The sequence below is a fragment of the Nocardia sp. NRRL S-836 genome (genome assembly GCF_001279525.1).
Taxonomy (GTDB): Bacteria; Actinomycetota; Actinomycetes; order Mycobacteriales; family Pseudonocardiaceae; genus Lentzea.
Genome location: NZ_LGDY01000091.1, coordinates 63343 through 82358, shown reverse-complemented (window position 1 = coordinate 82358; position 19016 = coordinate 63343). Strand labels below are relative to the sequence as shown.

The 19016-nt window shown below is 71.5% G+C and carries 25 protein-coding genes; 11 read left to right on the top strand and 14 right to left on the bottom strand.

Annotated features, from left to right (window positions below; genetic code table 11):
- The first annotated feature begins 1 nt into the window (after nt 1).
- From ADL03_RS11250 to ADL03_RS11235, 4 genes are read left to right on the top strand one after another with little or no spacing between them, the layout of a single operon-like run.
- Entirely contained in the window at nt 2-1612 is a 1611-nt protein-coding gene (locus ADL03_RS11250) for a hypothetical protein (protein WP_053733317.1), read from the top strand.
- A 4-nt stretch (nt 1613-1616) separates the two neighbouring features.
- The gene (locus tag ADL03_RS11245) at nt 1617-2288 is read left to right on the top strand and encodes a DUF3800 domain-containing protein (protein WP_053733316.1); all 672 of its coding nucleotides are present in this window, start codon (nt 1617-1619) and stop codon (nt 2286-2288) included.
- Nucleotides 2281-2976: a bifunctional 2-polyprenyl-6-hydroxyphenol methylase/3-demethylubiquinol 3-O-methyltransferase UbiG gene (locus ADL03_RS11240; protein WP_053733315.1), complete on the top strand. Its 696-nt coding sequence runs from the start codon at nt 2281-2283 to the stop codon at nt 2974-2976. The genes ADL03_RS11245 and ADL03_RS11240 overlap by 8 nt, the downstream gene beginning before the upstream one ends.
- Before the next feature lie 9 nt (nt 2977-2985).
- On the top strand, nt 2986-3291 hold the full coding sequence (locus ADL03_RS11235) for a putative quinol monooxygenase (protein ID WP_053733314.1): 306 nt from the start codon (nt 2986-2988) through the stop codon (nt 3289-3291).
- A gap of 55 nt (nt 3292-3346) precedes the next feature.
- Here ADL03_RS11235 and ADL03_RS45250 read toward each other — a convergent pair whose 3' ends face one another.
- The 7 genes from ADL03_RS45250 to ADL03_RS11205 all read right to left on the bottom strand — a co-directional run bounded on the left by ADL03_RS45250 (nt 3347) and on the right by ADL03_RS11205 (nt 6829).
- On the bottom strand, nt 3347-3535 hold the full coding sequence (locus tag ADL03_RS45250; protein WP_082373050.1) for a transposase: 189 nt from the start codon (nt 3533-3535) through the stop codon (nt 3347-3349).
- Nucleotides 3532-3726 (bottom strand): transposase, encoded by a 195-nt coding sequence (locus ADL03_RS50760; protein WP_369808969.1) that lies wholly within the window; start codon nt 3724-3726, stop codon nt 3532-3534. Before ADL03_RS50760 ends, ADL03_RS45250 begins: the two co-directional genes overlap by 4 nt.
- 222 nt (nt 3727-3948) lie before the next feature.
- Nucleotides 3949-4278, bottom strand: a complete 330-nt coding sequence (locus ADL03_RS11225; RefSeq protein WP_053733313.1) for a hypothetical protein — start codon at nt 4276-4278, stop codon at nt 3949-3951.
- A gap of 20 nt (nt 4279-4298) precedes the next feature.
- Nucleotides 4299-4865, bottom strand: a complete 567-nt coding sequence (locus tag ADL03_RS11220) for a TIGR03086 family metal-binding protein (protein WP_053733312.1) — start codon at nt 4863-4865, stop codon at nt 4299-4301.
- The gene (locus ADL03_RS11215) at nt 4865-5275 is read right to left on the bottom strand and encodes a hypothetical protein (RefSeq protein ID WP_053733311.1); all 411 of its coding nucleotides are present in this window, start codon (nt 5273-5275) and stop codon (nt 4865-4867) included. Before ADL03_RS11215 ends, ADL03_RS11220 begins: the two co-directional genes overlap by 1 nt.
- Nucleotides 5200-5907, bottom strand: a complete 708-nt coding sequence (locus ADL03_RS11210) for a DUF998 domain-containing protein (RefSeq protein WP_082373048.1) — start codon at nt 5905-5907, stop codon at nt 5200-5202. Before ADL03_RS11210 ends, ADL03_RS11215 begins: the two co-directional genes overlap by 76 nt.
- Nucleotides 5908-5971: 64 nt before the next feature.
- Nucleotides 5972-6829 (bottom strand): LysR family transcriptional regulator ArgP, encoded by an 858-nt coding sequence (locus ADL03_RS11205; protein ID WP_053733939.1) that lies wholly within the window; start codon nt 6827-6829, stop codon nt 5972-5974.
- A 102-nt stretch (nt 6830-6931) separates the two neighbouring features.
- On the opposite strand from ADL03_RS11205, the gene ADL03_RS11200 reads away from it, so the two are divergent.
- A complete protein-coding gene (locus ADL03_RS11200) occupies nt 6932-7477 on the top strand; it encodes a LysE/ArgO family amino acid transporter (protein ID WP_053733938.1) in 546 nt (181 codons plus the stop codon).
- Nucleotides 7478-7525: 48 nt separating this feature from the next.
- On the opposite strand, the gene idi is transcribed toward ADL03_RS11200, so the two are convergent.
- Complete coding sequence (idi, locus tag ADL03_RS11195) at nt 7526-8101, bottom strand: isopentenyl-diphosphate Delta-isomerase (RefSeq protein ID WP_053733937.1); 576 nt, start codon at nt 8099-8101, stop codon at nt 7526-7528.
- Nucleotides 8102-8233: 132 nt separating this feature from the next.
- On the opposite strand from idi, the gene ADL03_RS11190 reads away from it, so the two are divergent.
- A complete protein-coding gene (locus ADL03_RS11190) occupies nt 8234-8422 on the top strand; it encodes an MbtH family NRPS accessory protein (RefSeq protein ID WP_053733310.1) in 189 nt (62 codons plus the stop codon).
- A 2-nt stretch (nt 8423-8424) separates the two neighbouring features.
- Here ADL03_RS11190 and ADL03_RS11185 read toward each other — a convergent pair whose 3' ends face one another.
- Nucleotides 8425-8889, bottom strand: coding sequence for a GNAT family N-acetyltransferase (locus ADL03_RS11185; protein ID WP_053733309.1), 465 nt, complete (start codon nt 8887-8889; stop codon nt 8425-8427).
- 91 nt (nt 8890-8980) lie between these two features.
- Between ADL03_RS11185 and ADL03_RS11180 the strand changes: the two genes are divergently transcribed.
- Together ADL03_RS11180 and ADL03_RS11175 are read left to right on the top strand one after the other, a co-directional pair.
- A complete protein-coding gene (locus tag ADL03_RS11180; RefSeq protein ID WP_082373046.1) occupies nt 8981-9478 on the top strand; it encodes an RNA polymerase sigma factor in 498 nt (165 codons plus the stop codon).
- Entirely contained in the window at nt 9471-10358 is an 888-nt protein-coding gene (locus ADL03_RS11175) for a hypothetical protein (RefSeq protein WP_053733307.1), read from the top strand. The genes ADL03_RS11180 and ADL03_RS11175 overlap by 8 nt, the downstream gene beginning before the upstream one ends.
- Here ADL03_RS11175 and ADL03_RS11170 read toward each other — a convergent pair.
- Entirely contained in the window at nt 10343-11662 is a 1320-nt protein-coding gene (locus tag ADL03_RS11170) for a serine/threonine-protein kinase (RefSeq protein WP_053733306.1), read from the bottom strand. The genes ADL03_RS11175 and ADL03_RS11170 overlap by 16 nt on opposite strands.
- A 69-nt stretch (nt 11663-11731) precedes the next feature.
- On the opposite strand from ADL03_RS11170, the gene ADL03_RS11165 reads away from it, so the two are divergent.
- The gene (locus ADL03_RS11165) at nt 11732-12688 is read left to right on the top strand and encodes a magnesium transporter CorA family protein (protein WP_197288259.1); all 957 of its coding nucleotides are present in this window, start codon (nt 11732-11734) and stop codon (nt 12686-12688) included.
- 10 nt (nt 12689-12698) lie between these two features.
- Nucleotides 12699-13466, top strand: a complete 768-nt coding sequence (locus tag ADL03_RS11160) for an enoyl-CoA hydratase/isomerase family protein (RefSeq protein ID WP_053733305.1) — start codon at nt 12699-12701, stop codon at nt 13464-13466.
- A 322-nt stretch (nt 13467-13788) separates the two neighbouring features.
- Here the strand turns inward: ADL03_RS11160 and ADL03_RS11155 are convergent, their stop codons facing one another.
- The 4 genes from ADL03_RS11155 to ADL03_RS11140 form a co-directional block, all read right to left on the bottom strand.
- Nucleotides 13789-15084 (bottom strand): UDP-glucose/GDP-mannose dehydrogenase family protein, encoded by a 1296-nt coding sequence (locus ADL03_RS11155; RefSeq protein WP_053733935.1) that lies wholly within the window; start codon nt 15082-15084, stop codon nt 13789-13791.
- A complete protein-coding gene (locus tag ADL03_RS11150) occupies nt 15084-16412 on the bottom strand; it encodes a glycosyltransferase family 4 protein (RefSeq protein ID WP_053733304.1) in 1329 nt (442 codons plus the stop codon). The genes ADL03_RS11155 and ADL03_RS11150 overlap by 1 nt, the downstream gene beginning before the upstream one ends.
- A gap of 65 nt (nt 16413-16477) precedes the next feature.
- Entirely contained in the window at nt 16478-17305 is an 828-nt protein-coding gene (locus ADL03_RS11145; protein ID WP_053733303.1) for a glycosyltransferase, read from the bottom strand.
- Nucleotides 17302-18252: a glycosyltransferase family 2 protein gene (locus ADL03_RS11140; RefSeq protein WP_053733302.1), complete on the bottom strand. Its 951-nt coding sequence runs from the start codon at nt 18250-18252 to the stop codon at nt 17302-17304. The genes ADL03_RS11145 and ADL03_RS11140 overlap by 4 nt, the downstream gene beginning before the upstream one ends.
- A 44-nt stretch (nt 18253-18296) precedes the next feature.
- On the opposite strand from ADL03_RS11140, the gene ADL03_RS11135 reads away from it, so the two are divergent.
- Nucleotides 18297-19013: a polysaccharide deacetylase family protein gene (locus ADL03_RS11135; protein WP_063798536.1), complete on the top strand. Its 717-nt coding sequence runs from the start codon at nt 18297-18299 to the stop codon at nt 19011-19013.
- Nucleotides 19014-19016: the final 3 nt, after the last annotated feature.

The following is a 19016-nucleotide window of genomic DNA, read 5'->3' as shown; positions in this document are numbered from 1 at the left end:
GATGACCTCGCGGCAGCGCAAGAAGAACGACCCCGGGGCGGCGGCGTTCACGGCGGCGGACCGGCGGATCGGCTCGCACCCGCTGTTCGCCGCGCTGCGCGTCTGGGTGCGCCGCGGCTCGGAGCACGGGTGGGCCGACGTCACGCTCGACGGCGACCTGCGCGCGCACCCCACGCGCAGGGCCAGCGAGGACGAGTGGGTGTGGGTGCTCGCGCACTGCCTGCTGCACCTGGGTTTCGGCAGCGCCGACTGCACCGAGGTGCTCGACTTCCAGTCCGCGCTCCGGCTCGGCGCGCGGCCGGAGTCTTGGGCGGCGGGCACGTGCGTGCGCGGCGGTGAGGCGAAGGATCCGCAGCGGTGGGCGACGAGGTTCGCGGCCGGGCTGTCCAACGCCGCCGTGGCCGCGATCGACGTGGCCGGCGGGGCGCGGTCGTCGCTGTCGGACCAGCGGCCGCTCAAGACCGAGTGGGATCTGGCACTGAGCTGGTTCGTGTCGCACTACCCGCTGCTGGGCGCGCTGGCCACGGCGATGACCGTCGTGGCCGACGCGGAGCTGGCGCGCGGCTGGGACATCTCGGTCGCGGCGGTGTCCACGGCGTCGGCGGAGATCTACGTCAACCCGCTGGCCGGGCTGTCGCGCGAGGAGTGGCGGTTCGTGCTGGCGCACGAGATGCTGCACGCGGCGCTGCGGCACTGCGACCGGGTTGGCGGCCGGGACCCCTACCTGTGGAACGTGGCCGCGGACTTCGTGGTCAACGGGTGGCTGGTCGAGATGGGCGTCGGGTCTGCGCCGGAGGGCGTGCTGCACGACCCGGCGCTGGCGGGGCTGTCGGCGGAGTCGGTGTACGACCGGATCGCGGTCGACCTGCGCCGGTACCGCAGGCTGCTCACGTTGCGGGGCAAGCAGGGTGACCTGCTCGGCGAACCACTGCGCGGACCGGCCGACATCACCGACCTGGACGAGTTCTACCGGCGCGCGCTGCTGACCGGGCTGAGCTACCACACCCCGGCCCGCGGGCTGCTGCCGTCCGGGCTGGTCGAGGAGATCAGGGCGCTGGAGCACCCGCCGCTGTCGTGGGACGCGCAGTTGGCCCGGTGGTTCGAGGAGTTCGTTCCGAGCGCGGAGAAACGGCGCACCTACGCGCGGGCCTCGCGCCGACAGGCGTCCACTCCGGACATCCCACGGCCCGGCTGGGTGCGACCGGAGGCGCTGGAGTCGCGGCCGACGTTCGGCGTCGTGCTCGACACGTCCGGTTCGATGGACCCGAAGCTGCTGGGCAAGGCGCTGGGCGCCATCGCCTCCTACGCCGCCGCACGTGACGTGCCCGCCGCGCGCGTGGTTTTCTGCGACGCGATGGCCTATGACGCCGGATACCTGCCCGTGGAGGACATCGCGGGCCGGGTGCGGGTGCGCGGGCGCGGCGGCACGGTGCTGCAGCCCGGCGTCGACCTGCTCGAACGGGCCGCCGACTTCCCCGCAGCCGGGCCGGTCCTGGTGATCACCGACGGATACTGCGACGTGCTGCGGATCCGGCGCGAGCACGCGTTCCTCATCCCCGCGGGGGCTTTCCTGCCGTTCCGCGCCCGCGGCCCCGTGTTCCGGATGTCGTGACGGCATGACGGAGATCGCGTGCGACGAGTCGGGGTCCGAGGGCGAGAAGCTCGTCGGCGGTGTCACCGCGGTCTTCGCGCACGCGGGTGTGCGGATGTCCCACGACGAAGCCGACGCGTGCGTGGCCGAGCTGCGGTCGATGATCAGGTCGCCGGCGGTGGAGTACAAGGCGAACCACCTGCTGCGGCAGAAGAACCGGTGGGTGCTGCTGTGGTTCCTCGGACCGTCGGGCCCCCTGGAGGGCAAGGCGCGGGTGCAGCTCGTGGACAAGCGGAAGTTCCTGGCCTCGCGCGTGCGCGCGGAGTTCGGCGCGGTCACCGGTCCGCTGGAGCTGTACAACGACCTGCTGCGCGCCCGTGGGCCGCGCGGGGCGCTGGACCCGTTGTTCCCGGCGATCCTGCGGGCCGTGGCCCAGTGGCACGGCCGCGTGTCGATCGTGCACGACCGGCAGCTGTCGCTGACCGACGGGCGGATCAGGCAGCTCAAGCAGCTGGCGCCGCGGCTGGAGAGCCTGACCCTGGTCGACTCGCAGCACGACGCACGGGTGCAGGTCGCGGACTTCCTCGCCGGGATCGCCCGGCGGGTGGCGGAGGAAGAGCTGAACGGACGACCGGACCACGAGGTGATCGACCTGTTGCGACCGTTCGTCGCCGGAAAAGAGATGTGGCATGGCTGACCCGATCTTCTCCGACCCGCGCCTGGCCGCGCTCTACGACGCGTTCGACGGGCCACGCGACGACCTGGAGCTGTACCTGGGGATCGCGGACGAGCTCGGGGCTCGGTCCGTGCTCGACGTCGGCTGCGGCACCGGGTGCCTGGCGGTGTCGCTGGCCGAGCGCGGCCGCACGGTCGTCGGTGTCGACCCGGCGCTCGCCTCACTGGAGCTCGCACGGGCCAAGTCGTCGCTCGTCACGTGGGTCCACGGCGACGCGACGACCCTGCCGCCGTTGCGGGTGGACCTCGCCGTGATGACCGGGAACGTGGCGCAGGTGTTCCTCGGCGACGACTGGGAGGCGACGCTGCGGGGCGTCCACGCGGCGCTGCGGCCCGGCGGGCACCTGGTGTTCGAGACGCGGCGGCCGGAGCGGGAGGCCTGGGTGACGTGGGCGGCGCGGCCCGAGCGCGCGGTCGGCGGTGTGACCGAACGGCTGGAGGTGCTCGACGTGAGCCTGCCGTTCGTGTCGTTCCGGCACACCTACCGGTTCCCCGACGGATCGGAGCTCGCCTCGGACTCGACGCTGCGGTTCCGGTCGTCCGACGAGGTCGTGGACAGCCTGGTGGCGTGCGGTTTCCGGGTGGTGGACGTGCGGGACGCACCCGATCGTCCGGGGCTCGAGTTCGTGTTCGTCGCCGAGCGGAAATAGGATCACCGCATGGCTTTCGGCTACATCGCGTCAATGAGGACCAAGCCCGGCCACCGCGACGAGGTGGTGGCGATCCTGACCCGCGGTCAGGAGGGGTTGAGCGCGGCCGGCTGCCGGCTGTACGCGGTCGGCCTGGACCCGGAGGACGAGGACAAGATCTGGGTCAGCGAGATCTGGGAGTCCGCCCGGCACCACGCCGACTCGTTGCAGCTCCCGGAGACGAAGGCCGCGATCGCCGAGGCCATGCCGATGCTCACCGGTGAGTTCACCGGCCAGAACGTCGAGGTCGTCGGCGGTCTCGGCGTGCAGGGCTAGGCCCTGTGGATCTTCACCAGAGGTGATGGGCGATGCAGGCCAAGATGATCTCGGCTCAGCAGCGCTCGACCACGTTGCGCATCTTGTGAAGATCCGGGTCGAAAGCCGGTGGCCTGCCACCGGCCGAGCCCTTGGTTTTGCGGCGGGCGATCTGGTCGACGCGTTCGGGGATGGTGGCTTTGATCCGCCGCTGTCGTAACGCGGTGCGGGTGCTCGGGTGGGTGTAGGCCTTGTCGGCGATCACCGCCCGACCCGCACTCGCCGCCGGTCCACGTCGATGTCGCGGATGTCGTCGAGTAGTGGCAGCAGTTGCGGGTTGTCGCCGGCCTGGCCGGGGGTGAGGATCACCGCGAGCGGCAGGCCGGCGGTGTTGACGGCCAGGTGGAGCTTGGTGGTCAGGCCTCCGCGGGATCGTCCGAGGCATTCGCCGTCGATGGCGAGGTCTTCGATCCAGTCCGCGCAGCCGCCTTTTTCCGGGCGCCCGCGGCGTGCTGGTGGGCCCGGACGCTGGTGGAGTCGACGCTGACCACGAACGCGACGTTGTCCTCCTCTGCGCGGGCAGCAACGGCGCGATCTTTGCCCAGGCCTTGTCCGTCAGCTCACCACGTCCGACCACACACCATCATCTGCACACGATCATGCAAAAGATCCGCAGGGCTAGCCGACCAGGGCGGGCTGCTTCCACGCCTGCACGAGCCACGGCAGGACGCGCGGCAGCCGGTCGGCCACGATGTCGTGCAGCACCAGCACGATCCGGCCGGAGCGCTCGGGTCCGGCGTCGAGCCACACGGCCTGCATGAGGATCCCGGCACCGAGGTCGAGCCCCGCCTCCGCCCGCGCCAGTGCGGCGGGGGTGGCGGCGGCGGGGTCGGCGACCTCGACGTGCGCGAAGCCGGAGCGACACAGTTCGGGGTGGAGTTCCACCAGGGAGTCCATCGCCGCGGCCAGGCGTCCGACGCCGAGCCCCGCCCGAACCTGCACCGTCATCGCTCTCACATTAGGTGACCCTAACCTACTTTCCAGGCGGGGTCGCGGCCACTGAGTCCCAGGACACGGTCCAGCAGCGGCGCGTCCGGGCCGACCTCCACCGCGGGCCCGAACAGCGAGCCGTCGCGGTTGTCGGGGCCGATGGACGACACGAAGCCGTGGACCACCTGGAGCAGGCCCTCGTCGACCTCGAACGGCTGCCCGGTGGCACGAGCGAGGTCCCAGCCGTGCAGCACGACCTCGTCCAGCGCCACCGCGGCGGCGACCTCACCCGGCAGGTCGACCCCACCGGCGGCGGTCATGCCCTCCCAGGCCTCGGGTGCCCGCCAGGCCTGCGCCAGCTCGGCGAGCCGGGCCGGCACCGACTCGCGGAAGTCCAGCGGCAGCCGTGCGGCGTCGCCGGAGCCGCTGCCCTGCAACGGCGTCTTGGCCGCGGCCATGGTGAACGCCACGGCCAGGCCGTTGACGTGGTCGAGCAGGTCGCCGACCGCGTACTGCGGACACGGTGTCGGCGCTTTCAGGTCGCGGTCGGTCACGTTGCGCATCAAGCCTGCGAGCTGCTCGGTGGCGGGCGACAGGTCGAACATCAGTAGCCGTCCCCTCCCCAGAACTGTTCTTCGAGCGTGTCCGCGGTGCCCGCCAGCAGCTGCAGCGGGTCGGTGAACTCGTGGATGTCGAGATCGGTCAGCGGCAGCGAGTGCCGCACCACGACGTGCTCCCCGATGATCGCGAGGCCGCACGCGACGGTCGACCGGCCGACCTCCTCCAGCACCTCCCGCAGGTTCACCTGCGAGGCCAGGCCGCACGGCGAGGCGATCTGCACCCATTCGTGCATCTTGTCGAGCACTTCCCTGACGATGATCACGACCTGCGTGCGCTCGTCGTCGCCCTCGTCCTCGTCCCCGAAGGTGAAGAGGATCCTCAGCTCCTCGGGCTCGTCGCTGATGACGTCGTACTCGGCGCGGACGTAATCCGCGAGGTCTCCCCAACTCGCCATGGCGCAACCCTACTGGCCGCGACCGCCCACAGCCCGGCGACCAGCACCGCGCCGACCTCCGCGGCGAGCAAGATCCTCTCGATGTAGCCCAACGGGAACACCCGCCACCACCGAACGTCGGAGACCGCCCCCAGCACAATGGCGTAGAGCAGCGGCATGAAAGCGACAACGCTCAGCAAACCGGACGCCATCGTCCACCTCGCGTGTCGGCCCCACACGTGGTCACGCAGCCACGGCCGGGCCAGCAGGACGATCGCGACCGGCAGGCTGACGAACGCGACCATGCTGCCGAACCGGTGGATGCTGCCGCTGAGCTGGTTGGTGCCCATCGCCCAGTTCGTCTTCGGGAACACCACCACGAGCAGCAGGCCCGCCGACCACAGCAGCAACGCGATCGACCCCGCCGACCGCCACCTCGTCAGTCCTCTGTGGACCAGGGCGGTGAGGATCGCGACCGAGCCCGCCACCAGCAGCAGCACCGCCACGTCGAACACCGGCCGGTGCTCGCCCAGCGCGTACTCGCTGATCGTGCGGCGCAACGACCCGACGGTCAGGTCGAGCAGCCCGACCAGGGCGACGGTCACGACGACCGCGAGCGAACCGCCGGTGGCGGCAAGGCGAGGAATCAGCACAAACCGGTCAACGCGCGGGCGGGTCCGCGTGGTTCCTGGCTTCAGGAAGCCGACAGGATGACTGCTAGCGCAGCGCGACCGCCGCCTCCGCCGCCACCGCCTCGGCGACCGCGGTCAGCGCGGGTGAGTCGAGCTTCCACTGCTGCCAGTACAGCGGCACGCTCACCGTCCGGCCGGGGACGAGGTCGACCAGCCCGTCGAGGAGCTGCTGCGGCGGCACCATGCCCCAGCCGAGGCCGGCGGCGATCGTGCGCACGTACACCTCGGACGACGGGACGTAGTGGCGGTGCTCGGAGGCGCCGCGACCGCGGGTCAGGGTGCGGACGAAGCGGTCCTGGAGGTCGTCGTTGCGGTCGAACACGACGACCGGGGCGTCCGGGAGCCACGACTTCGGCGGTCCGGCCGCGAAGCGGTCCACAAAGGACTGCGTGGCCATCGCGGCGTACCGGATGTGGCCGAGCTTGCGCACCGAGCAGCCGGCGACGGGTTCGCGCGAGGACGTCACGGCGGCCATCACGGAACCCTGCCGCAGCAGCGCGGTCGTGTGGTCCTGGTCCTCGCGGTGCAGGTCGAAGGAGATCCGCAACGCGGGCGGGACCCGTTGCAGGGCGGGCAGGAACCAGGTGGCGAGCGAGTCGGCGTTCACGGCGACGGAGACCCGGACCACGGCGCCGGTTCCCAGCGCCGAGGCGAGGTCCTGGTCGAGGGCCAGCAGTTGCCGACCGTAGCGGACGATCGCCTCGCCGGACGGCGTGAGGCGCACCGGCCGGGCGCGGACGAGCAGCACGCGGCCGGTGCGCTGTTCGAGGGCCTTGATGCGCTGGGAGACAGCGGAAGGCGTGACGTGCAGCGCTGTCGCGGCCGCGTCGAACGTGCCGGAGTCCACCACCGCGAGCAGGGTGCGCACCAGGTCCAGGTCCATCACGAGCGCTAATGATACGTAAGAACCTTTAGCTGGTCTCATCAAGAACGCGTCCATAGCGTGGAGCGCGTGAGAGACCTGCTGCTCGGCTTCGGCACCACGATGACCCTGATCGTCGCGATCGGCGCGCAGAACGCCTTCGTGCTGCGCCAGGGACTGCGCCGCGAGGCCGTGGCGAAGGTCGTCGCGGTCTGCGCCGTGTCGGACGCGGTCCTGGTAGCGGTGGGTGTCGCCGGGTTCGGGGCGGTCGTCCGCCGGTGGCCGCAGGTGGTCACCGTCGCGGCCGTCGTCGGCGGCCTCTTCCTGCTCGGCTACGGGTTCCTGGCGGCGCGGCGCGCGGTGCGGCCGCGGGCCATGCACGTCGAGACCGGCGCGCACAGCCGGCCGGTGCTCACCGCGATCGCGCTGACGTGGCTCAACCCGCACGTGTACCTCGACACCGTGCTGCTGCTCGGGTCGATCGCCGCCGGCCGGTGGCTCTTCGGGGTCGGGTCGGTGGCGGCGAGCGTCACGTGGTTCGTCGCGCTCGGCTTCGGCGCCCGGCTGCTCAGCCCGCTGTTCGCGAAGCCGCGGGCGTGGCGGGTGCTGGACGGCGTGATCGCCGCCGTGATGACCGGTCTCGGCGTCGCGCTGCTCGCCGGGTGGTGACCGAGCAGCAGCGCTGACGCCAGGCCGTTCCGCGGTGGTCGGGGCCGGTCAGGCGAGGCGGACGGCGCCGGGTAGCCCGGCCCGGTCCGCCACCGGCCACGCCAGCGGGTCGGGGCCCAGCTCCACCAGCTCGGCGACCTGCAGGCGGGCCCACGGCGAGATCACGCGGGTGCCGTCCAGGACACCGGCGGCGAACTCGGCCCACGGCACGCGTTCGGCCGAGTCGACCTCGTCGGGGTTCGGGGTGGGTTCGTCGTCGGAGAGCACCCGGAACACCGGGCACATCTCGTTCTCCACGACCCCGTCCATCTCGGCGCGGTAGCGGAACCGCGGCAGCAGCAGCTCGGGCTCGGAGCACTCCATGCCCAGCTCGTCCCGCAGCCTGCGCAGCACGGCCTGGGCCATGTCCTCCTCCGGCAGCGGGTGGCCGCAGCACGAGTTCGTCCACACGCCGGGGAAGGTCTTCTTGTGCAACGCCCGGCGGGTCAGCACGATCCGGCCGGCCGAGTCGAAGACGTAGCTGGAGAAGGCCAGGTGCAGCGGGGTGTCCGCGTGGTGCACGACGGCCTTGTCCTCGACGCCGATGGCCGAACCGTCCTCGGCCAGCAGGACCACCTGTTCCACAGTCACGATCACACGTAACCACACTCGTGCACGCTTCCGGAACCGGGGACCGACATCGTTGTCGTGTCCGGTGGCGGTCGGCTCGAGCGCGCGGCGAGCGGGAGCACAGGCGCCGCGCGTCACCCTGGGGTCATGACAACCCCGTTCGCTCCGGCTCACACCATGTTCCTGGTGCTGGTCAGCCCGGCCGGCCGGTGCTCCGTCTGGCCGGCGGCGCTGCCCGTGCCCGCGGGCTGGCAGGTCGTCCACGGCGTCGCGGCCCTGCAGTCCTGCGCGGACTACGTCGCCGCGGTCAGGGGCGGGCTGCGCACGGCCGCCTGACGTCAGCCGGCCAGCTCCTTCTCGAACCAGTGGTCGGAGTACACGGCCTCGTTGTAGCGCTTGACCTCCACGTACCCGTGCTTGGCGTACAGCGCCCGCGCCTCCACGAGGTCGGCACGCGTGTCGAGCCGGATCGTCGTGATCCCGCGCCGCACCGCCTCCTCCTCCATGGCGGCTATCAGCACCGAGGCCGCACCTTGGCCGCGGAACCGCTCACGCACGAACATCCGGGTCAGCTCACCGGCGCCGTCGGCCAGGAACCGCATCCCCAGACACCCCGCGTCCTCGCCGTCGCGCGACACCACGAGGAACACCGGCACGTCGTGGTCCATCTCCTCGCGCTCGTACCGCTCGACGTCGGCGGCGACGTCACGCCGGCCGAAGTACCGGCGGATGACGTCCACGTTGTACTCGTGGACGAGGGCCGAGCCCTCGCTCTCGCCCGCCGTCACGACCCATCCCGTCATGCGACCATCGTCGTGACGCCGTCCACCGAGTTCAGCGATGTGATGCAGCTCACTGCAACACGGCAACTGCGGGGAGCCAACTGGGGGCGTGATGTTCGCGGAGCTGTTCGACGAGCACGCCGGTCCGTTGCACAGGTACCTGGCGCGCCGGGTCGGCGTGGACGTGGCCGACGACCTGGTGAGCGACACCTTCCTCACGGCCATGCGCGGCGAGGACGGCTACGACCCCGGCCGCGGCAGCGTCGTCGGCTGGCTCTACGGCATCGCGACGAACCTGTTGCGCGGCCACGCCAAGCGCGAGGTCAGGCTGCTCAAGACCGCCGAGCGCTACGGCGTGACCCTGGCCGTCGCCGAGTCGCTGGAGAGCACGGTGGTCAGCCGCATCGACGCGCGGTCGCACCTGCGGCTGATCGCCGGTGAGCTGGCCAGGATGCCGGAGGCCGACCGCGACCTGGTCCTGCTGGTGTCGCTGGCCGGGCTGGAGGTGCGGGAGGCGGCGGAGGCGCTCGGCCTGAACGCCGCCACCGCCCGGTCCCGGCTGCACCGGCTGCGCGCCAAGTTGAAGGAAGTGGAGCTGCGCCATGCGTGACCTGCTGGACGACGACCTCGCCGAGCTGTACCCGCTGCGGCAGACCGAGGAAGACCTGCGGCTGGCCCGGATGCGCGAGCGGCTGTTCGCCCAGCCGCGCAAGCGCCGCGTGCCCGCGTGGGCGGGCGTGGCCGCTGCCGCCGTGGCGGTGCTGCTGGTCGCCGGGCTCGTCGTGTTCGTGCGGCCGGGCGACCACGACGCCCCCGCCGCCACGATGCCGACCGCGCCCGCGACCTCGCTGGTCGAGGCGGCGGGCATCCTGGAGGTCTCCGCGGAACCGCTCGGTCGTTACCGCCACATCCGGTACGTGTCGTGGGTGCCCGTCACCACCGGCTCGCTCGGCAAGTCGAACTGGGGCGCGACCCAGCTGGAGTACCAGACCGACATGTACCTGCCCTCCGCCAAGGGGGAGAACACGGTCGCGCACACCCGGCTGACCGGCAACCACCGGCCGATCGCCGGGGTCCAGCAGCCTGTGGAGCTCCTCGAACGCGAGGTCAACAAGCAGGGGCCGGCGCTGTGGACCACGCTGTGCACGCACACCCCGTGCCACGAGGTGACCGTGACCGCGCCGCTGGCCACCGACCCGGCGCTCAAGGTGCGCAGCGCCGCGGCGACGCTGATCTCGCCGTACACGACCAACCGGGAGAAGGCGGAGCTCTACCGCCGGCTCGCCGGTGACCCCGCGGTCCGCTGGGACGACGGGAAGGTGTGGATCGACGGCGGCACGACGACGCTGCGGGTCGACCCCGTGACCGGTGAGGTGGCGGGCTTCGAGGTGCGCGACCCGGCCGACCCGGTCGTGAGCAGCCTGCCACCGGGCACGCCGGTGCTGGACGTGTCGATCACCTACGGGTGGACCGATCAGCGCCCGTCGTAGGAGCGCGGCAGGTACCAGCCCAGCGCGGCGCGCAGCTCGGCCACCTCGCGGTCACGGCGGCGGCGCGAGCGTTCGTGGGCGATCGGGAACACCCGCACCCCGCCGTGGTGGGCGCCGAAGAACCGGCGCGGTGCCGGGTCCTTGAGCCACACCACGACCCACGGGCGCTTCTTGTGCGGCACCACCCGCACGCGCGCCAGCTCGTACCACCAGTACTGGTGGAACTTGCCGTTGCGGGTGGTCGCGATGCCCTCGCGGCTGATCTCCACGACCACCTTGCGCCGTGCGGACGCGCCGAAGAACCGGGCCGCCCGCACCACGAGCACGCAGAACGCGGCCAGCGCGAGCAGCTGGGTCGCCCCGTTCGCCTTGGCGGCCGGGTCGGCGATCGCCGCGGCGAGCAGGGCGGCGGCCAGGTTCACCACACCCCACGTGAACGGCACGATCCGCGACGTCGAGAACGTCGCGGCGGCCGGGGTCATCGGGGCGGGCAGCTTCGCGGTCGGCGGCTTCGCGAACTGGGCCAGCAGCCGCGTGACCTCGGAGGGGTCCGGGCGCTTGGCCGGGTCGCGGTGCATGCACCGCTGCACCAGCGGCCGCAGCGACTTGGGCAGCCCGTCGAGGTCCGGTTCGCCGTGCGCGGCCCGGTACAGCAGCGTCGCCGTCGGCCCCTCGCCGAACGGTCCCCTGCCGGTGGCCGCGTAGACGAGCACCGCGCCGAGCGCGAACACGTCGCTGGGGCAGCCGACGTCCTGGCCGGTGATCTGCTCCGGCGAGAGGAACCCCGGCGTGCCGAACACCATGCCGGTCTCGGTCAGCGCCGTGTGCTCCATCGCGCGGGAGATGCCGAAGTCGATGACCCGCGGCCCGTCCGCGCCGAGCAGCACGTTCGACGGCTTGAGGTCGCGGTGCACGAGCCCGGCGCCGTGGATCGCCGTGAGCGCCTCGGCCAGTCCCTCGGCGAGTCGTCTCAGATGGTGCTCCGGCAACGGCCCGTGCCGTTCGACGGCCTCCTGCAGCGTGGGCCCCGGCACGTACTCGGTCGCCATCCACGGCCGCGGCGCCCGCGTGTCGGCGTCGAGCACCGCCGCGGTCCCGTTCCCGCCGACGGCGCGGGCCATCTGCACCTCGCGGCGGAACCGTTCGCGGAACCGCGGGTCGTCGGCGAGCTCGGCACGGGCGACCTTGACCGCGACCTGGCGTCCGTCGCTGCTCTGCCCCAGGTAGACGGTTCCCATGGCACCACGACCGAGCCTGCCGAGCAGCAGGTAGTCACCGATGCGTTGAGGCTGGTCCACCTTCACCGGTTCGAGGGTAGCGGGAACTCGGGCCGGAACCTCACATCTGAGTAGATCTACGTATCGTTGTCACCCATGGGTCGGACCCGCTTGTACCGCAACGGCGAACTGGTAGACGAGGACTTCCCGGTCGCGGACGTCGCGCACCTGGTCGAGGATCCCTCGGCCGTGGTGTGGTTCGACCTGTGCGCGCCGTCGGAGTCCGACGTGGGCCTGCTGCGCGACGAGCTGGGCCTGCACGACCTCGCCATCGAGGACGCGCTCGGCGAACGCCAGCGCCCCAAGGTCGACCGCTACCCCACCCACCTGTTCCTCGCGATCCACGCCGTGACCTACGCCGACCACGAGGTCGCGACCACCGAGGTGGACGTCTTCGTGCTCCCCCAGGTCCTGGTCACCGTCCGCGAGAGCGAGCGCTACTCCCTGGACGGCGTGCTGCGCCGCTGGGACGCCGGTGCCCCGCTGTCCAGGTGCGGTGTCAGCTTCCTGCTGCACGGCCTGCTCGACGACGTGGTCGACGGCCACTACGCCGCCGCGCAGGCGCTGGACGACGACATCGAGGCCGTCGAGGACAAGATCTACCAGGAGAAACCCCACCTGGGCCGCAAGATCCTCAAGCTGCGCCGCGCGCTGGTCCACCTCCGCCGCGTGGCAATGCCGATGCGCGAGATCCTCGGCTCCCTGCTCCACCGCGACCAGTCGCTGATCTCCGACGACCTGATGCCCTACTACCTCGACGTGAAGGACCACACCCTCTTCACCGCCGAGCTGACCGAGTCGCTGCGCGAGCTCGTCACGAACCTGCGCGAGGCCGAGGTGGCCGTGCAGGGCAACCGCCTGAACTCGATCATGAAAAAGGTCACGAGCTGGGCCGCGATCATCGCCGTCCCGACCGCCATCTCCGGCTACTACGGCATGAACGTCCCCTACCCCGGCTTCGAGCAGCGTTGGGGCTTCTGGGTGTCCACACTCGGCATCCTGGCGCTGTCGTACTTCCTGTACCTGATGTTCAAACGCCGCGACTGGCTGTGAGGCTGCTCCTGTGAAGATCCACCTGACCCGTCAGCACGAGCTCGCGATCATCACGATCGACGCACCCCCGCTCAACCTCTACACCCTGGAACTCGACGCCGAGTTCCACGACGCCCTCGACGACCTGGGCGACGCCCGCGCCCTGCTGGTCAACGCGGCGGGCCGCGTCGTGTCCGGCGGCGTCGACGTCTCCCTGTTCGCCGCCCAGGAGTACCGCGCCGACGCACAGGCCCTCTTCGACCGCATGATGCTGCTCCCCCAGCGCCTGGCCGCACTCCCGATCCCCACGGTCTTCGCCGCCCACTCCCTCTGCCTGACCTGGGCGTTCGAACTGGCGGTGGCCTGCGACCTGATCCTCGCCGCCGACAGCGCCCGCTTCGGCCTGGTGGAGAAGGTCGTCGGCCTGACCCCGACGATGGGCGGCACCCAGCGCCTGGCCGCCCGCGCCGGAGTCGCCCGCGCCAAGGAGTTCGTCCTGACCGGCGACCTCTACCCGGCCGAGGTCATGGAACGCTGGAACGTCGTCAACCGCGTCCTGCCCGACGAGGGCTTCGCGGCAGCCGCCGAACAGTTCGCCCTCGGCCTGGCAACGGGCCCGACCCAGGCCCACGCGGCGACCAAGCAGGTGCTGGCGCACTTCGAGCACGGCGGCGTACCGGAAGCTGACGCACACGTCACCACGATCGCAGCGGCCCTGTTCGACACCGAGGACCTGCCCCGGGCCGTGCACAGCTTCCTGACCGACGGCCCAGGCAAGGCCACGTTCACCGGCCGCTGACCCTCTGATCGAGCCGAAGGCGAGGCGTTCCAGCCTTTCCTCGGGCGGTTCCGCGGTGGGTGGCTTCCCCGTCTAGCGCTCTGATCGTTTGCCGGGCCTGAGGGGTGAGGTCAAGTCGACACGCTTTTCGTCGACTTGACCTCACCCCTCAGGTCTGGCTCGCTCTGTGAGAGCTAGACGGGGCAGACGCCCACCGCAACGCAACCAAACAACCCAACCGGCAGCCGCCCAACACAAACAGGCGTGCCATCTACCTGCTCACGGCGCTGGCGGCTTCTTTGGGAGTGTCGGGGTCTGGGGCGGAGCCCCAGGAACACCTCAGTCACGGCCGCCCAAGCGAGGTACACGTGAACCCAGCCCGACGGATCACATCCGGATCAAGGATGTTCCGGGTGTCCACCACCACCGGCTGACGAACGGTCTCCGCCAGCCGCCCCCAGTCCAGCGACCGGAAGTCGGTCCACTCCGTCAGCACGACCAGCGCGTCGACGTCCTTCGCCGCCTGGTAGGGATCATCCACAACGGACACCGGCCCGAGATCGGTCCCCCCAGCCAGCGCCGGGTCGTAGCCCACGAGCTCGGCACCGGCCTGCTTCAGCAACGCGGCGACGGCCAGCGCCGGCGAGTCGCGCAGGTCGTCCGTGCCCGCCTTGAACGTGAGCCCCAGCAGGCCGAGCCGGACGTGCGAGAGCGACCCGCCGCGCTTGCCGGTGACCGCCAGCCGGACCTTCTCGACCATCCGCTGGCGCTGCCGCTCGTTGGTGTCGATCGTGGCGCGCAGCAGGCGGAACTCGAAGTCGGCCGCGTCGGCGACCTGGAGCATCGCGTGCGTGTCCTTGGGCAGGCACGAGCCGCCCCAGCCGGGGCCGGGGTTGAGGAACGACTGGCCGATGCGCTTGTCGTAGCCCATGCCCTCGGTGACGTCGGTGATGTTCGCGCCGAGCCGTTCGCACAGCTCCGCCACGGCGTTGACGTAGGAGAGCTTCATGGCCAGGAAGCAGTTCGCCGCGTACTTGACCAGCTCGGCCGAGGCCGCGTCGGTCAGCACCGTCGGCGCGCCCAGCCGGGCGTACAGGGCGGCCACGCGTTCGGCCGCGTCCTGCTGGTCGCAGCCGACGACGATGCGGTCCGGGTTCAGGAAGTCGTGCACGGCGGAGCCCTCGCGCAGGAACTCCGGGTTCGACACCACGGCCACGTCGTCGCGGCGCAGCAGCTCCGCGGTGCGCACGGCGGTGCCGACCGGCACGGTCGACTTGTTCACGATCACACAGCCGGACGGCAGGAGGTCGCGGGTCTCGTCCACAACGGACTCGACGGCGTTCAGGTCCGCGATGCCGCCCACGCCCATCGGGGTCGGCACGCAGAGGAAGACCACCTCGGCGTCGGCCACCGCGGCCGACGCGCCGACGACGAACGAGAGGCGGCCCGAGGCCAGCCCGCCGCTCACCAGGTCGGCGAGGCCCGGTTCGAGGATGTCGACCTCGCCGCGCGAGAGCCGGTCCACCTTGGCCTCGTCGACGTCCGCGCACACCACGCGGTGCCCCAGTGACGCAAGACACGCACCGGTGGTCAGGCCGACGTACCCGGTGCCGACGACCGCGATCCTTCTGACGAACATCATTCTCCCGTTCGGTTCACGGCGAACGCGCGGAGAACGGCGTCGTCGCTCACGTCGATCATCTTGTTGCCCCACTGGTCGGTGCCCGCGGCCAGTTCAGGTCTACCGTCCGGGAAAGGTCCGCGCGACACAAATCCGGTCAGCCCGTCGAACACCGAGACGTACGCCTCGGCCTGCGGGCGCCAGTCGAGCACCGCCTCGCAGCGGCGGCGACCCTCGAAGCCGAGCCGACCGCGGCGCTCCGCGTCGTCGAGCAGGTCGAGCAGCGACGTGGTGAACGCCTCGACGTCACCGGGTTCGACGTAGACGGCGCAGTCGCTGGCCGACACCACGGTCTCGGTCAGCCGGTAGGACAGCACCGGCAACGCGTAGGCCATGTACTCCATGGTCTTGTTCATGGTGGACACGTCGTTCAGCGGCGACAACGGGTCCGGTCCGAGGCCCACGGCGGCCGTCGACAGGTAGCGGGTGATCTGCTCGGGCCCGACCCGGCCGGTGAACTCGACGTACGGGTCCAGGCCCCAGGCCGTGGCCTGCTTCCTCAGGTCGTCCAGGCAGTCGCCGAAGCCCAGCAGGGCGAAGCGGACGTCGCTGCGGCCGTGGTCGAAGACGACCCTGCGGGCCACCTCCAGCACGCCGTCGACGCCGTCCTGCGGGCCCATGATGCCGAGGTAGGCCACCAGGTGCTTGCCGCCGCGGCGCAGCTCGTCGACGCCCTCGACCGGCCGCATCACCGTGGTGTCCGGGCCGGAACGCACGACGGTGGTGCGCTCGGGCGGCACGTCACCGCGGGTCCAGGCGATCTTCTGGTACGAGGTGTTGGTCGAGGTGACCCGGTCGGCCGTGCGGAACGTGCGGCGCTCCAGCCACTTCAGGACCCGGTACTGCAGCTTGCCCGCGAACCCGGCCGGCTCGCCGAAGCGGGACAGGAACACCTCGGGGTTGAGGTCGTGGTGGTCGAAGACGAACTGCACGCCGCCGAGCCGCCACAGCAGCGCGAGCGCCCAGTAGGTGTCCGGCGGGTTGCACGCCTGCATCACGTGGAACCGGCGGCGCGTCCGCACCTTCACGCTCAGCACCGCGGTGCGCACCCAGCAGTAGAGGAACTCCCAGGCGTAGCCCAGCGCGCCCTCGGCCTGCGGCGGCGGAGCGTACTTGTACAGGTGCACTCCGTCGAGGAGCTGGTAGGCCGGGTCGCCCGGTCCCTTGGGGCAGATGACCGAGACCTCGTAGCCGGCCGCTGTCAGCGCACGGCATTCGAGCCACACCCGCCGATCCAGCGGCACTGGCAGGTTCTGCACGATGATCAACACGTGCGGTGCGCTCACAACTAAGACCTCTCACCGGGGTACCGGGCCAACGCTGGATTAGTCGTTCCACCAACGGGTGTGCGTTACCGCGTGGTGCGGTCGGTGGACCATTCGGCCGTCACACCGGTCAAGCGGCGCCAGCGGGCGAGCACCTTCTCCACGGCGAGCACCGCGAGGAAGCACAGCGCGTCGAGCCGGGCGACCTCACCCGAGGACACCAGTCCGCGCAGCTGTCCCAGCGCGAGCGGCGGTTCGTGGCCGGTGAGGCCGAGCGCGTCGAGCTGCCGGTTGCCCAGGCGCACCCGTGCCCGGCGGCGCACCAGCGCGGGCACGGTCCTGGCCGGCCGCACCACCGCACGTGCCGATCGGACGATCCTCTTCTCCGCCAAGGAGAACCGGCGCTGCACGTAGCCGTCGTCGTTCACGACCTCCGGCATCGGGAAGATCCGGGCGTGCCCGCGTTCGGTCACCATGTAGGCGCCCGTGCCGGACAGGCCGCGGCGGTGCGCGAGCAGCCGCGCGATCGTGCGGTGGAAACCCGCGGCGACCCGCGAGCAGCCGGTCAGGTCCAGCTCCGGCACCGGCGCGCAGGCCAGCGCCGTGTCGTCGGCAGTGAGTTCGGACACCATGGCGCGCAACGACTCCGCCGTCAGGTCCACGTCCGCGTCGAGGTACACCCGCGGGAACGTCGCGCACACCTCGTCACCCAGCGCGAGCGCGTGCACCTTGCCCGCCACCGGTGTCTCCACGACCTTCACGCCCGCGGCACGCGCCACGTCGGCGGTGGCGTCAGTGCACGCGTTCGCCACGACTACGACGTCGAACTCGTTCCCCAGCAAGGACAGGGACCGCGCGATGCCGCGTTCCTCGTTGTGCGCCGGGATCACGACACCGGCGATCGGCGGCCTCACGCGGACCGCAGGAAGTCGGGACGGGCACCCCAGCCACCGGACCACTCCGCGCGCCGGCGCCACACCTCGCTCCACCGCGGCCCCTTGCCCAGCAGCCGTTCGGCCACCGCCCGCAGCGCCACACCGGCCCGCAGCGCGAAGAGCCCGTACCGCCGCTGCCTCAGGTGGCCCTTGACGACCGTCGCCCGTCCGGTGAGCACCAGCACGTCGCGATCGGCGCGGTGGGACGAGGAGGCGCCGACGGCGTGCTCGAACTCGGCCGACGGCGCGATGCACGGCGAGAAGCCCAGTGCGGCCGCGCGCAGGCACAGGTCCTGGTCCTCGCCGTAGATCAGGTAGGTCTCGTCGAAGCCGCCGAGCCGTTCCCAGGTCTCGCGGGAGATGAGCAGGAACCCGCCGCTGATCACGTCGACCGGCCGCTGGTCGTCGCGCTGCCAGCCGCCCAGCGACTCGGGGTCGAACACCGCGGAGCGGCGGAAGACGCTCGACAGGCCGAGCATGCCGCAGGTGAGGCTCCACGCGGTGATGCGGCCGAAGCAGCTGCGCGGGTCGAGCTCACCGTCCGGCGTGACGCAGCGTCCGCCGACGATCCCGGTGCGTGGCCGCGCGCGCAGCACCGCCAGCGCCGCGTCGATCGCGCCCGGCTTCGGGTGCGCGTCCGGGTTGAGCAGGAGGAAGTAGTCGCCCCTGGCGCGCTTCGCCGTGCGGTTGACCGCGAAGCCGAAGCCGGTGTTGCGGTGCATGCGTTCGACCGCCCCGGTGCCCAGCAACCGCTCGGCCACGTCGGCCGCGCCGTCCGCGGAACCGTTGTCCGTCACCAGGACCTCGAACGGGTCCGACGGCGCGGCAGACCCCCGCAGCGAACGCAACGTGGCTTCGAGGTGGTCGGCGGCGTTGTAGGACACCATCAAGATCGACAGACTCACCAGGTCGGAGCCACTCGTCATGTGAACTGGATCGAGGACCCCCGTGGTGTCGTTACAGTGACGCCATGTCCCGTCGCCTGGCCCGGCGCCTCGTCCTGCCGCTCACTGCTCCGATCGGATCAGTGCGCCAGGTCTCTTCGCCGCAACCGCACGTGGTGCTCACCTACGACGACGGGCCGCAGCCGGGCGCGACCGAACGGGTGCTGGAAGCGTTGGCACACGCCGGATGCACGGCGACGTTCTTCGTGCTGGTGGGCCGTGCGGAGAAGTACCGGAGCCTGCTCGGCGAGGTGCGGTCCGCGGGTCACGAGATCGCGCTGCACGGCGTCGACCACGTGCGCCTCACCACACTGCCGCCGCGCGAGGTCCGCACCCGCACGGCGGACGGCAAGCACCGCCTGGAGGACCTGATCGGCACGGAGGTGCGCTGGTTCCGCCCGCCGTACGGCGCGCAGAAGCCGGCGACGTACGCGGCGATCCGGGCCACCGGCCTGGACTCCGTGGTGTGGGACGTGGCCGCGTTCGACTGGGAGGACCACCCGGCGGCCGCGCTCGCCGAGCGGACGCTGAAACAGGTCCACAGTGGAGCGGTGGTGCTGATGCACGACGGCTACGCGGGACCGGAGGACGGGGTCGACGACGGGCCCGCGCCGACGTTCGACCGGGGTGAGCTGGCCCGGCTGGTCTGCGCGGGCCTGGCCGAGCGCGGGCTGACGGGTGTCTCGCTGCGCGACGCGCTGACCGGCGGCAAGACGGTGAAACGGGCCTGGTTCCGGTCCTGACCG

Coding starts and splice junctions, on each gene's coding strand:
- ADL03_RS11250 (WP_053733317.1), top strand. CDS start 2: ATGACCTCGCGGCAGCGCAAGAAGAACGACCCCGGGGCGGCGGCGTTC.
- ADL03_RS11245 (WP_053733316.1), top strand. CDS start 1,617: ATGACGGAGATCGCGTGCGACGAGTCGGGGTCCGAGGGCGAGAAGCTC.
- ADL03_RS11240 (WP_053733315.1), top strand. CDS start 2,281: ATGGCTGACCCGATCTTCTCCGACCCGCGCCTGGCCGCGCTCTACGAC.
- ADL03_RS11235 (WP_053733314.1), top strand. CDS start 2,986: ATGGCTTTCGGCTACATCGCGTCAATGAGGACCAAGCCCGGCCACCGC.
- ADL03_RS11225 (WP_053733313.1), bottom strand. CDS start 4,278: ATGACGGTGCAGGTTCGGGCGGGGCTCGGCGTCGGACGCCTGGCCGCG.
- ADL03_RS11220 (WP_053733312.1), bottom strand. CDS start 4,865: ATGTTCGACCTGTCGCCCGCCACCGAGCAGCTCGCAGGCTTGATGCGC.
- ADL03_RS11215 (WP_053733311.1), bottom strand. CDS start 5,275: ATGGCGAGTTGGGGAGACCTCGCGGATTACGTCCGCGCCGAGTACGAC.
- ADL03_RS11205 (WP_053733939.1), bottom strand. CDS start 6,829: ATGGACCTGGACCTGGTGCGCACCCTGCTCGCGGTGGTGGACTCCGGC.
- ADL03_RS11200 (WP_053733938.1), top strand. CDS start 6,932: ATGACCCTGATCGTCGCGATCGGCGCGCAGAACGCCTTCGTGCTGCGC.
- ADL03_RS11190 (WP_053733310.1), top strand. CDS start 8,234: ATGACAACCCCGTTCGCTCCGGCTCACACCATGTTCCTGGTGCTGGTC.
- ADL03_RS11185 (WP_053733309.1), bottom strand. CDS start 8,889: ATGACGGGATGGGTCGTGACGGCGGGCGAGAGCGAGGGCTCGGCCCTC.
- ADL03_RS11180 (WP_082373046.1), top strand. CDS start 8,981: ATGTTCGCGGAGCTGTTCGACGAGCACGCCGGTCCGTTGCACAGGTAC.
- ADL03_RS11175 (WP_053733307.1), top strand. CDS start 9,471: ATGCGTGACCTGCTGGACGACGACCTCGCCGAGCTGTACCCGCTGCGG.
- ADL03_RS11165 (WP_197288259.1), top strand. CDS start 11,732: ATGGGTCGGACCCGCTTGTACCGCAACGGCGAACTGGTAGACGAGGAC.
- ADL03_RS11155 (WP_053733935.1), bottom strand. CDS start 15,084: ATGTTCGTCAGAAGGATCGCGGTCGTCGGCACCGGGTACGTCGGCCTG.
- ADL03_RS11140 (WP_053733302.1), bottom strand. CDS start 18,252: ATGACGAGTGGCTCCGACCTGGTGAGTCTGTCGATCTTGATGGTGTCC.
- ADL03_RS11135 (WP_063798536.1), top strand. CDS start 18,297: ATGTCCCGTCGCCTGGCCCGGCGCCTCGTCCTGCCGCTCACTGCTCCG.